The organism is Saccharothrix sp. ST-888 (assembly GCF_000955975.1).
In the GTDB taxonomy this organism is placed as follows: domain Bacteria; phylum Actinomycetota; class Actinomycetes; order Streptomycetales; family Streptomycetaceae; genus Kitasatospora.
The window spans coordinates 93,833-101,357 of the sequence record NZ_JYJF01000011.1 but is presented as its reverse complement, the minus strand read 5'-3'; the positions used below and the strand labels follow the sequence as shown (position 1 = coordinate 101,357).

The following is a 7,525-nucleotide window of genomic DNA, read 5'->3' as shown; positions in this document are numbered from 1 at the left end:
GGTGTTGCGGGTGTCGTGGGGGGGCAGCGGGAGCGCCCGGAGGGGCGGGGGGGGGGGGGGCGGGGGGGGGGGGGGGGGGGGGTGGGGGGGGGGGGGGGGGGGGTGGGGGGGGGGAGGAAGATGTGGGGGGAGTCGCCGGATGGACTTGACAGTGGATGGCTGCCAATTGGTACAGACCTATTGACCCATGTGGTTCAGACCACATGCGGTCACGCCAACCTGCAGCGTGGCAGCCGGGCGAGTTGACCGGGGGTCGGCTGTGGGGTGTGCCCGTAACCCCCACCTGCGTCCCCACAGCGCACCGACACTCACTCCTGGAGGCCGAGTGTTGATCCGGACCAGGGCGGAGCAGCATCCCACCGCTGCCGGCCGCCGGACCACCGGTCCGCGGGTGGCGTTCGCCGCCGCGGCCGCCGCCGGGTTGGCCGGTCTGCTGGTCGCCACGCTGGGTGCGGCGCCCTCGCAGGCGTCGGCCCCGGTCGACAGCCAGTCCTGTCGCCCCGACGGCGTGTACACCACTCCCGGGGTGGACGTGCCGTACTGCAACGTCTACGACGGCTCGGGCCGTGAGCAGATGGGCGCGGACCACCAGCGCCGCGTCATCGGCTACTTCACCGGCTGGCGGACCGGCAGGGACGGCACGCCCGCCTACCTGGTGAACAACATCCCCTGGGACAAGGTCACCCACCTCAACTACGCCTTCGCGCACGTCGGCGGCGACAACAGGCTCTCGGTCGGCTCGGGCGGTCCGAACAACGCCGCGACCGGGATGACCTTCCCGGGGGTCGCGGGTGCGGAGATGGACCCGTCACTCCCGTACCAGGGGCACTTCAACCTTCTGAGCAGCAACAAGTGGTGGACCACGGGTGAGGACCCCTCGACCACCGGTCCGTGGGGTGTCTGGAGCGACCTCGGTCCCTGCTGACCCGAGGTGACGGACGGCGGTGGCGGCGCACCCAGTCGGGGGGTGTGCCGCCACCGCTGCGTTCCCCGCGCCCGTGCGGGCGCGCCGAAGGTCAGGAGGTGGGGATCTTCAGGTCGCGGAGCAGCTTGGCGACGTGACCGGTGGCCTTGACGTTGTAGAGGGCGTGCTCGACCTTGCCCTGTTCGTCGACCACGATGGTGGAGCGGATCACGCCGACCACGGTCTTGCCGTACAGCTGCTTCTCGCCGTACGCGCCGTACGCCGCCAGGACGGACTTGTCCTCGTCGGAGACCAGGGTGACCTTGAGGTCCTCGGTCTCGCGGAACTTGCCGAGCTTCTCGGGCTTGTCGGGAGAGATGCCGATGACGTCGTACCCGGCGCCCGCGAAGACCTCCAGGTTGTCGGTGAAGTCGCAGGCCTGGGTGGTGCAGCCCGGGGTGAGGGCGGCGGGGTAGAAGTAGACGATCACCTTGCGGCCGAGATGGTCGGCGAGGGACACCTGCTTGCCGTCGGCGTCGGGCAGGGTGAAGGCGGGGGCGGTCTCGCCGGCCTTGAGGCGCTCGCTCACGGTGGATCTCTCCTCGTGCGTGGACTGGTGGTCGTACCACGGCAAACTTACCTCCCGATGGTGGGTGGGCCGCGCGGATGGGCGGGGCAGCTGACAGACTGGCCCTGATGGACAGGACGAGTGATCAGGTAAGGGGTGGCCCGAGTGGGCAAGGCCGGCACTGAGGGCAAGGCGGCGCGGACGACCGCCCAGATCGAGGCCGACATCGAGCGGACCCGTAAGCAGCTGGCGGTGAACCTCGACGAACTCGCCATGCGGGTCCACCCGAGCACGGTGGCCGCGCAGACCAAGGCGAAGATGGTGGCCTCGGTCGAGCAGAGGGCCGGGCGCGCGTACGTGGCGGCGAGCGGTGCCGTCGAGCAGCTGAAGGCGAAGTTCACGGATGCGGACGGCCGGCCGCGGCAGGAGCGGGTCATTCCGGCCGCGCTGGTGGGTGTCGGCGTGCTGCTGCTGTTCGCCTCCGCGCGCAGCAAGCGCAAGCGGGGCTGATCCACCCCCGGGGAGTCCGGGGGGAAGGGGCCGGGAGACCGGCCCCTTTCGCATGCCCCTTCGGCGCGCCGGTCCGGTGTGCCCGTTCCGCCTGCCGGGTCAGCGTCACGGCGGCGGCACGGGCCGGGTACCGTCGGGGACGTGAGCACGAATGCAGAGCAGAGCCAGCAGCACGAGGCGCCCCGTCACGACCGGCTGGGCGAGAAGCTGCCGATCAAGATGTTGCACGACCGGGTGCTGGTGAAGACCGAGGGCGGGGAGGGCGAACGCCGTTCGACCGGCGGGATTCTCATTCCCGCGACCGCCGAGCTCTCGAAGCGCTGCACCTGGGCGGAAGCCGTCGCCGTCGGCCAGAGCGTGCGCTCCGTGGAGCCCGGTGACCGGGTGCTGTACGACCCGGAGGACAAGCTGGAGGTCGAGGTGCGCGGCGCCACCTATGTGCTGCTGCGCGAGCGCGACCTGCACGCGGTGGCGGCGATGCGCTTCGGCGACACGGAGGGCTCGACCGGCCTCTACCTGTGATCCGGTGTGCCGCTCGGCGGCGCGGTCGGGCCCTTCCCGGTTGTCGGGGAGGGCCCGACCGCTTCCAGGGGCTTCGGGGCTCGATCAGAACGGCCAGGTGGGCCTCGTCGACCTGGCCCGGGCAACCGGGGATGATCCAGGAGAGGGTGGCCCTACGCCTTCTGACGGGATGTCGGCAGATGAAGCCGCGTGTGGCTGAACGGTGGGATTCGTGGCGGACGAGGCGGCTGGACCGGATGCGGTGCAGCGCTGTCCGTCGGAACGACACCGCCCGCCCAGGCCGTGTAGTGGTCGGGAGCGGACTACCGCGTGGCGGGGGCCGGGCGGCTGCGGACGGCGATGCGGGCCTCGGCGAGGGCGAGGCCGGTGACGGAGGCCAGCAGGACGGTGGTGCCGCCCACGGTCGCGGCGGTGAGGTGCTCGCCGAGCAGCAGGACCGCGATCACGGTGGCGCTGACCGGTTCGATCAGCGCGATCACCGAGGCGGTGGTCGCCCGTACGGTCGCGGCTCCGGCGAAGTACAGCGCGTACCCGAGGGCGGTGGGTACGGCGGCGATGTACAGCAGCAGTGCGACGGTGCGCCCGAGGCCGGCCGCGTGCGGCCACAGCCCCTCGGCGGCGGCCAGGGGGAGCAGGCAGACGGTGCAGACCGCGAAGGAGCGGACGGTGGTGCCGAAGGCGTCCGGCTGCCGTCCGGCCCGGCCCTGCCTGCGGGTGTAGACGGTGATGCAGGCGTAGCCGGCGGCCGAGAGCAGCGCCCAGGCCACCCCGGCGGGGCGGACCTCGCTGCTGCCGCCGTCCCCGAGGACCAGGACGGCGAGGCCGGTCAGCGCACCGGCTACGGCGACGGTGCCCGCGCCGCCGATCCGCTCGCCCATGGTGAGCCGGGCGCCGACGGCGATCATGACGGGTGCCGCGCCGAGGGTGACCACGGTGGCCACCGCCAGCCCGGTGCCCTGGACGGCCTCGAAGTAGGCGGCCTGGAAGAGGGTCAGGCCGAGGCCGTTGGCCAGGGTGTCGGTGACCCTGCGGCGGTGCGGCTGCGGGGTCGCGCCGAGGGGGCGGCGGCCGGTCGCCCGGGAGGCGATCAGCAGCAGGACCAGCCCACCGAGGGCGCGCCAGAAGGTGAGGGCCATCGGGCCCAGGCCGCTGCCGTCGAAGCAGAGGGCGGCGGCGGCGCCCGCGGTGCCCCAGGAGGTGGCGGCCACGGTGATGTAGAGCATGCCCCGTCCGGTGGACAGGGTGCGTACGGCAGAGGACACGGGGGTTCTCCCACGGAAGACTCGGATGTCGGTCGTGTGCTCCGGGCCGCGGGCAGCAACGACCGGCCCGGGGACCGAGGTCGCCCGGGACGGGGTCTTCAGTGGCCTGCCGCCCGCCTAGGCGGCAGGAGGTGGCAGAACTCCGCGATGCATGGCGCCCACCCTACTCCCGAGGACGTACGCCGCTCCCGGGCCTCACGGCCTGGGGAGAGCGGGGGTGCCGCCGGGGAGCCGGAACGGGCTGCCGGAGGGGAACCGGGTGGGGAGCCCCGTCGGGAGTCCGGTCGGGCTGGGGGTGGGCGACGGCGAGTGCGAAGGCGTGGGGGAGGGCTTGGGAGCGGGCGCCGGCGAGCGCGGGTGCGAGGGTGCCGGGGAGTGCGGCCTGCGCCGGGCCGGGTTGGGCGGCGGGGCCTCGGCGTACTGGGCGTTGTCGCGGTCCACCTGGAGGTCGAAGGACCGGACCGGGCCGCCGTGCAGTGCCGCGGTCATGTAGGCGGTCCAGATCGCGGTGGGGAAGGCGCCTCCGTTGATCCGGGTGAAGCCGGCCGTTCCGGTGAGCGGCAGTTTGGCGTGGGTCTTCGGGTCCTCGCGGAACAGGCCGACCGCGGTGGTGAGTTCGGGGGTGTACCCGGCGAACCAGGCGGACCGGTTGCTGTCGGTCGTGCCGGTCTTCCCGGCGGCCGGGCGGTTGAGGGAGAGCGCGAGGGCGCCGGTGCCGCTGGAGCTGACCACGTCCTGCAGGACGTCGGTGACGGCGTCGGCGGTGCCCCGGCTGACGGCGGTGCGGGCGGGGTGCCCCGGCAGCTTGGGGACTTCGCTGTCGCCGGGGCGCTCCAGCTTGAGGACCGGCCAAGGGGTGATCGCCTGGCCGTGGTTGGCGAACGTCGCGTACACCGAGGCCAGGTCGATCGCGCTGGGGGTGGCGGTGCCCAGGGTCATCGAGGTGTTGGCCGGGTCCATGCCGGGGACGGTCTCGGGCAGGCCCAGCTGTACGGCGGTCCGCCGGACGGCGGCCAGTCCCACGTCCACGCCCTCCTGGGCGAAGACCGAGTTGACCGACTTCATCATGGCGTAGCGGAGGGTGACGAGGCCGTAGTCGATGTCGTCCTCGTTGGGCGGCGCGTAGACGCTCGGGCCGCCGATGACCGGGAGGCGGCTGTCGCCCTCGTAGAGGGTCTGGGTGGTGATCCGGTAGCCGTCCTGGGTGGTGTGGTTGCCCTCCAGTCCGGCGGCGAGGTCGATCGGCTTGAAGGTGGAGCCGACCTGGTTGTCCTGCCGGGTGGCGTCGTTGAAGGGCTGGCCGGCGTAGTCGGGGCCGCCGTAGACGGCGACGATCCGGCCGGTGGCGGGGTCGATCGAGGCGCCGGCGACCCGGACGGCGGTGTCGGAGTCGGGGCGGGCCTTCGGATCGAGCTGGGTGGTGAGCTCGCTGCGGACGGCGGCCACGAAGGCGTCCTGCTTGGCCTTGTCGAAGGTGGTGGTGATCTTCCAGCCGCCGGCCTTGAGACTGGCGGTGTCCAGGACTCCGGTGGCGGCGAGGTAGTCGTCGACGATCCCGACCAGGTAGCCGGCCTGCCCGCTCAGGCCCTTGGTGGGCTGCGGGTCGATCGGCTCGGGGAAGGTCAGCGAGGCGCGTTCGGCGGGTGACAGGAAGCCCATTGAGACCATGCCGTCCAGGACGTAGTTCCAGCGGGCGATGGCCTTCTCGCGGTTGGCGGGGGTGCTGGTCCTGACGTCGTACGTGCTCGGGGCCTGCAGCAGGGTGGCGAGGTAGGCGCCCTGGGCGAGTGTCAGCCTGGCGGCGTCGATGCCGTAGTAGGCGTGGGCGGCGGTCTGGATGCCGTAGGCGTTGCGGCCGAAGTAGCTGGTGTTGAGATAGCCGGCCAGGATGTCGTCCTTGCTCTGCTGCTGGTCGACCTTGAGCGAGATGAACAGTTCCTTGACCTTGCGGGTGATGGTCTGGTCCTGCGTGAGGTAGTGGTTCTTGACGTACTGCTGGGTGATGGTGGAGCCGCCCTGGGTGCCCTTGCCGGCGGCGGTGTTCCAGGCGGCGCGGAGCATGCCCTTGAGGTCGATGCCCTTGTTCCGGTAGAACGAGCGGTCCTCGGCGGAGACCACGGCCTGCTGGGTGGCCGGCGGAATCTGGCCGATCGCCACGTCCTCGCGGTTCACCGCGCCGGTGCGGGCCAGTTCGGTGGTGCCGTCCGCGTAGTAGTAGACGGTGCTCTGCGCCACGGCGTGGGCGTTCGGGTCCGGGACGGGGACCAGCAGATAGAGCGTCACAAAGGCCGTGATGCCCAGTAGGAGCAGGCCGAGCAGGCTGCCGACCGTCATCCGCCAGGTCGGCAGCAGCCGGCGCCGGCGGGGCAGCGCCCGGCGGCGGGCCCTGCGGGCGGTCCGCTTGGCGCGGCGGCGGTCACGGCGGGAGCCCTCGGCGCGGTCCTCGCCCTCCAGCGAGTCGTGCGGGCTCGGGGTGCGCGGTGGCGTGCTTCCGGCGGTGGCGGGTTGGTCCGGTGGCTCCTGGCTCATGGGTGGATTATGGGTGATTTGACGCGTAATCAGATGTTTTTTCCGGCGAATCGGCGTACGGGTCGGCTCTTCGCGCCCCCAGGGGCTCGCGTGCCGGTAAAAGCGGCTGCGCCGGGTGACCGGCGGCGCTACGGTGAAAGGTGACAACCACATAGCGCACCTCGTCAGCCGCAGCTCCGCCCGCGCCCCGCCACCCCCGGGGTCCGCCGGTCGGAGCCGATCGCCGCTGCGCTTGTGCATGTCGGGGGGCCGCCGAGTACCGCGCCACAAAAAGTCGACAAGGAGACAATATGGATACCTCTGTGGAAGCCGCCGCGGACACCTCCGCACAGCTCAGGCCGGAGCGCGGAGAGCCGGGCCCGGACGGTCGGCCCGAGGGCGCCGGGCGGCAGGACATCGGGCGGCAGGATGCCGGACGGCGACAGGCCGGACGGCTCTACCTGGCCATCGCCCAGGGCGCGTTCCGCCGCTACTCCACCTATCGTGCCGCCACCGTCGCGGGCGCCGTCACCAACACCGTCTTCGGCTTCATCCTCGCCTACACCTTCCTCGCCCTCTGGCAGGCCAGGCCGGGACTCGGCGGCTACGACAGCGTCCAGGCCGTCACCTACATCTGGATCAGCCAGTCGCTGCTGGTCACCGTCGCGGTCTGGGGCGGCGGCTTCCAGGACGAGGTCCAGGAGCGGTTCCGCACCGGGGACATCGCCATCGACCTCTACCGCCCGGTGGACTTCCAGGGCTGGTGGCTGGCCACCGACCTCGGCCGGGCCGCCTTCCACCTGTTCGCCCGGGGTGTGCTGCCCACCCTCGCGGGCGCGCTGGCCTTCTCGCTCACCCTGCCCGCCGATCCGCTGGTCTGGGCGGTCTTCCTGCTCGCCGTCCTGCTCGCCGTGGTGGTCAGCTTCGGACTGCGCTTCCTGGTCTCGCTCACCGGCTTCTGGCTGCACGACTCCGAGGGCATCCGGGCGGTGATGCTGGTGGTCGCGATGTTCTTCTCCGGAATGCTGCTGCCGATCGGACTCTTCCCCGGCTGGCTCGGCGAACTCGCCCATGTGCTGCCCTGGGCGGCGCTGATCCAGATCCCCACCGACATCCTGCTGGAGCGCCGCTCCGGCTTCGCCGTGCTCACCGGGCTCGGCTTCCAGCTCCTCTGGGCGGTCCTGCTGCTCGCCGCAGGACGCGCCGCCCAGCTGCTCGCAACCCGCAAGGTGGTGGTCCAGGGTGGCTGAA

At 72.1% G+C, this 7,525-nt stretch carries 7 protein-coding genes; 4 read left to right on the top strand and 3 right to left on the bottom strand.

Annotated features, from left to right (window positions below; genetic code table 11):
- Positions 1–328 precede the first annotated feature (328 nt).
- Positions 329–925: a hypothetical protein gene (locus UK12_RS07175; RefSeq protein WP_331386637.1), complete on the top strand. Its 597-nt coding sequence runs from the start codon at positions 329–331 to the stop codon at positions 923–925.
- A 91-nt stretch (positions 926–1,016) separates the two neighbouring features.
- Here the strand turns inward: UK12_RS07175 and bcp are convergent, their stop codons facing one another.
- The gene (gene bcp, locus UK12_RS07170) at positions 1,017–1,493 is read right to left on the bottom strand and encodes a thioredoxin-dependent thiol peroxidase (protein WP_045300836.1); all 477 of its coding nucleotides are present in this window, start codon (positions 1,491–1,493) and stop codon (positions 1,017–1,019) included.
- Positions 1,494–1,637: 144 nt separating this feature from the next.
- Between bcp and UK12_RS07165 the strand changes: the two genes are divergently transcribed.
- Together UK12_RS07165 and UK12_RS07160 are read left to right on the top strand one after the other, a co-directional pair.
- Positions 1,638–1,982, top strand: coding sequence for a DUF3618 domain-containing protein (locus tag UK12_RS07165; RefSeq protein WP_045300780.1), 345 nt, complete (start codon positions 1,638–1,640; stop codon positions 1,980–1,982).
- 219 nt (positions 1,983–2,201) lie between these two features.
- Complete coding sequence (locus UK12_RS07160; RefSeq protein ID WP_156178586.1) at positions 2,202–2,504, top strand: GroES family chaperonin; 303 nt, start codon at positions 2,202–2,204, stop codon at positions 2,502–2,504.
- Positions 2,505–2,806: 302 nt separating this feature from the next.
- On the opposite strand, the gene UK12_RS07155 is transcribed toward UK12_RS07160, so the two are convergent.
- Complete coding sequence (locus UK12_RS07155; protein ID WP_197084626.1) at positions 2,807–3,766, bottom strand: DMT family transporter; 960 nt, start codon at positions 3,764–3,766, stop codon at positions 2,807–2,809.
- A gap of 195 nt (positions 3,767–3,961) precedes the next feature.
- A complete protein-coding gene (locus tag UK12_RS07150) occupies positions 3,962–6,295 on the bottom strand; it encodes a transglycosylase domain-containing protein (protein WP_052681667.1) in 2,334 nt (777 codons plus the stop codon).
- A gap of 290 nt (positions 6,296–6,585) precedes the next feature.
- Here UK12_RS07150 and UK12_RS07145 point away from each other — a divergent pair, with 290 nt between their 5' ends.
- Entirely contained in the window at positions 6,586–7,524 is a 939-nt protein-coding gene (locus tag UK12_RS07145; protein ID WP_082119391.1) for an ABC transporter permease, read from the top strand.
- Position 7,525: the final 1 nt, after the last annotated feature.

Coding starts and splice junctions, on each gene's coding strand:
- UK12_RS07150 (WP_052681667.1), bottom strand. CDS start 6,295: ATGAGCCAGGAGCCACCGGACCAACCCGCCACCGCCGGAAGCACGCCA.
- UK12_RS07160 (WP_156178586.1), top strand. CDS start 2,202: ATGTTGCACGACCGGGTGCTGGTGAAGACCGAGGGCGGGGAGGGCGAA.
- UK12_RS07145 (WP_082119391.1), top strand. CDS start 6,586: ATGGATACCTCTGTGGAAGCCGCCGCGGACACCTCCGCACAGCTCAGG.